The 3,840-nt window shown below is 40.7% G+C and carries 5 protein-coding genes; 4 read left to right on the forward strand and 1 reads right to left on the reverse strand.

The window, feature by feature from the left end; translation table 11 throughout:
• Both DYE19_RS11350 and DYE19_RS11000 read left to right on the forward strand, forming a co-directional pair.
• Window positions 1-243, forward strand: a 243-nt coding sequence (locus DYE19_RS11350) for a hypothetical protein (RefSeq protein ID WP_115323615.1), incomplete at its 5' end; no start/stop codon positions are given.
• Window positions 244-539: 296 nt separating this feature from the next.
• Entirely contained in the window at window positions 540-1,436 is an 897-nt protein-coding gene (locus tag DYE19_RS11000) for a cation efflux transmembrane domain-containing protein (RefSeq protein WP_064965359.1), read from the forward strand.
• A gap of 44 nt (window positions 1,437-1,480) precedes the next feature.
• On the opposite strand, the gene DYE19_RS11005 is transcribed toward DYE19_RS11000, so the two are convergent.
• A complete protein-coding gene (locus tag DYE19_RS11005; RefSeq protein WP_005757200.1) occupies window positions 1,481-1,696 on the reverse strand; it encodes a hypothetical protein in 216 nt (71 codons plus the stop codon).
• Window positions 1,697-3,154: 1,458 nt separating this feature from the next.
• Between DYE19_RS11005 and DYE19_RS11010 the strand changes: the two genes are divergently transcribed.
• Window positions 3,155-3,340 (forward strand): hypothetical protein, encoded by a 186-nt coding sequence (locus tag DYE19_RS11010; RefSeq protein ID WP_005757207.1) that lies wholly within the window; start codon window positions 3,155-3,157, stop codon window positions 3,338-3,340.
• Window positions 3,321-3,653 carry a hypothetical protein gene (locus DYE19_RS11015; protein ID WP_047918690.1) on the forward strand — a complete coding sequence of 111 codons (333 nt, stop codon included), beginning with the start codon at window positions 3,321-3,323 and terminating at the stop codon, window positions 3,651-3,653. Before DYE19_RS11010 ends, DYE19_RS11015 begins: the two co-directional genes overlap by 20 nt.
• Window positions 3,654-3,840 lie beyond the last annotated feature (187 nt).

The following is a 3,840-nucleotide window of genomic DNA, read 5'->3' on the forward strand; positions in this document are numbered from 1 at the left end:
ATGTCTAAATCAGTAAATGCAATATCCAATGATTTAAGAGATCAATTAAGACTAAAAGGAAATAATGAATGCATCATGCTAAGTTGGCCTGATTTCTATAAAGTATGCGGAAGAGAAAGACTGGCAGATGTGGTTACTGAGAACATAAAAAAAGCTCTACAAAAAGAAGAAATCCACATAATTTATGGCAATAACGTAATTTTAGTAAGAGATTTTCCTTGGAAATTAATATCAATCAACTAAATCAAAAACGATGACTTTTGGGTGTTGTTAGACAAAAATCACCAATTCTAAATTGGTGATTTTTAGTTTTCTTGGAATTGCATGCTTATTCAATAAAAGTGCGTGGAGTGGTTTAACATAATCGCACTTTATGCGAAGGTTCATGCATAGGTATGCAAAAACCAAAAAAAATACTGAAAAAAAACCGCCTTTTAAGGCGGTTTTTTATAAATCTTTGAGTTCGAATGGCGTATTGACCTTATAGTAGCTTTATAGTTTAAAATGGTACCACAACATTGTTTAAGTGGAGTCGTATCATGAGCAAATCCTGTGGTGGCGCCTGTGGCGGTGATGCAACGTCCGCAGCGGATATCGATATACAGGCCTCCTCCGAGGCGCTAGGGAGATGGGTCAGTGTTTATGCCGTACCGAAGATGGACTGTCCATCAGAAGAACGAATGATTCGCCTAGCCCTGAACGGTTTTGAGGAGATTCGGGCGCTGTCCTTCGACTTGTCGAACCGCCGGCTGAAGGTCGTGCATGACGGCGAGGTCGAGCCCGTCACCTCGAAACTGAAGACCTTGGGGCTAGGCGCCTCGCTTCAGGAAACCGTCGCTGCAAATCCAGAGACCATCAAGGCCGCCGAGTTTTCGGCAGCTTCTGCTAAGCAAGAATCCGGGACCCTGCGCTGGTTGCTCGGCATCAATGCACTTCTGTTCGTGGTGGAAATGACTGCCGGTCTGATCGCCCAGTCCACTGGCCTGATTGGAGAATCCCTGGACAATTTTTCCGATGCGGCGGTGTACGGGCTTGCCCTTTATGCGGTTGGACATAGCGTGAAAATGCAGGTACGTGCCGCGCATCTTGCTGGTGTACTGCAACTGATCTTGGCTGTGGGCGTGCTCGTAGAGGTGGTGAGACGCTTTGTATTCGGTAGTGAGCCTGAATCGCTGGTGATGATGGCTATCGCATTCGTCGCATTGATTGCCAATACCAGTTGTCTGCTGCTCATATCCAAACATCGGGAAGGCGGGGCGCACATGAAGGCAAGCTGGATATTCTCGGCCAACGACGTGGTGATCAACCTGGGGGGCATCACCGCCGGCGCCCTGGTCGCGTGGACCGGTTCCAATTATCCAGATCTGATTATCGGCACCATCGCGGGGGGCATTGTACTTAACGGTGCCAGACGCATTTTGGCGATGAAGGGTTAAATAATGCTCATTATTGGCAAAAAGCTCTCGCCGTATACCCTGTTTTATCTGCTTATATGGCTATCAAGGCTAATATCGTCAAGGCGATTAGGTTCGGCAAACGATACATTCTCACGGTATTTTTTATCAATTTCGCCTGCTCGATTTGGATATTTTCGGCTAAATTGTTCTCTGCGTGCTGTAACAGCTGTATCAAGTTTTGCTCGTGCTGTTTGATAGCGTTCTGCACTATCTCGCCTGTGTTCTCTATCCGTTACCACATTTTACTATAAACAAAATAGCCAAAATGAATTATGGATTCCACAAGGAAGATACTTAAGTACATTTGGAACAAAATGATAATTATAAGAAAAAAGGGCTTAGGTTTTGACACCTAAGCCCTTTTTCGATAATCTGTTTCAGCGTTCTTTGCTAAGACCAGACCCTAGACAAGTCAAATCTTAGCAAAGGTAGCTAGTAATGCAAGAGATTGCGAAGCGTCCCTACTACCAAAAAACCATTCAACGACGTAAACAAGAAACGCAAACCATAACTTCAAGGGTCATTAGCTCGGACTGCTGGAAAGCATAAACAGGCAAATTGTGGTGTAAAAACAACGTACTTACAACGAAATGTAAGCTCTGCCACCGTCTCACCGTACGATAACAGGTACCTGATAAGCGAGAAGTTACGGATACAGCGGAATTGATTGTCTCGGGTCTGCAATTCCCACCCAGAATAAGAACAACATCTTTTGAGTGCCATTCACACTCGGTTGACTGAACGCAAGCAAAAGGACAGCGCTCTTTGTGGCGTTGTGGATTTGTGGATTGCTTAACGGTTTTTTCGCGTTGCGATCGTATGGACAAACCTGATGGATAACTTGACGGCTACGCCTTGCACAACTCTTTGAGTTGCACACAAGTTACCACACAGGTCTTGCCCACACTAAAAACCTACACTCCACAAGCTCCACGAACGCTAAAGTTTTAATAAGTCTTTTTTGTTTTTTATTAGGAAAGCCCTTACGGGCTAAAAGATGAAGTCGCCCAAGGGCTCCGTATTTTTTATATACCACATCGGAGCTTTATGGATTCTTTTGTCTTAAAAATTTTAGCCGCTAAAATTCCCACGTTTTAATAAATAACTTTAACGCCAAGATAAAAAATTTTTTACCTCAATATTATTGCGAATGGCATAATATCTTTTCTAAAAACTGGTATAATCTTGGCACGTTAAAAGTGAAAAATAGCGTAGTCTTTTTTCATTTTTAACGGGTCTATCCAAAATTAAACCTCCCATTTAGGTGTGTTTTTGCGCTATTTTGTGGTTCAAATTTGAACCAAGTGGCTCAAAAAACCTTTAAAATTAACGCATTAAAATTTGCGCCAGATTTGCACCAAATTTGAACCACAAAAAACGCCTATTCTTTAATCAACTTTTTTATAATCCCTTGATATTACTGGTTTTAAAGGCAAAACGCAGTTTTGCGAGTGGTGTGTAAATATTTCTCATCTTTTAAAGAAATTGCTTAATAATTTGTCACCCGTTCACCTGAATTTAGGGAAATAACTTTTCTGCTTTTATGTTAAAAACGGGGGCGAAACTATGCCCGAATGTTTAATATTTCTTTTCGTTTTTTTGCTTGTGACAACGTCTTTCTTTTTCACTTTATTTAAGCTTGCTAGCTTGCTTTTTAGATAGGGGGTAGAATAGGGAAACAAACTTAAGGAGGTATTATGAAACTCACCAAAGCGCAAAAAGAAGAGCTTTTAGCGGTATATTTAAAAGCGAAAGAAGAAAACACGCTTATCCCAACCAGTAAACAGGCGATTAAAGCGCGTGCTAATCAAAAACGTGCGGCGTTTGTTCAAAACAAAAAGATCATTGATGAGGTGTTTTACAGTGAAATGGCAAGCGCTTAACGCCAATCTATTGGACTTTATGGCGTTACTGTCTGATGACGCCTTAACGTTTTTTGAAAAATCCTTAGAGAAATACGATATTGTTTTAAGCCCTTTTACGATTGAAATTAACAGCTACGTTGCCATTCATTGTCTTATTGACGGTAAAACAGCTACCGTCTTATCGTTTAACTATGGTCGATATGCTTATTCAAACAAAGGAATCAGCGCAGAGGAATGCGAGTTTATTCAAGCGCTCGAATCCAAATACTTTGAATCCAATACCTACATTCAACTCTCCCCGAAAAACCGCCTAAAACTACTAAAATTGTGATTAAAGGTAGTAAATATTTTTTTCTTGCCAACTTTTCTTGCGCATCTACTATATTTACATTAGTAATTTATTATTCTTCCTAGTTGTTTTTTAAAAAAATATTGACTTAGTTTTAAATCAATATAAGACTGATGTAGTGTTTATTTAAGAAAGATAAAAGAACGATAAACCTAATGGGAGAAAAAAT

Origin of the sequence: Pasteurella canis (assembly GCF_900454865.1) — a bacterium.
Classification (GTDB): domain Bacteria; phylum Pseudomonadota; class Gammaproteobacteria; order Enterobacterales; family Pasteurellaceae; genus Pasteurella; species Pasteurella canis.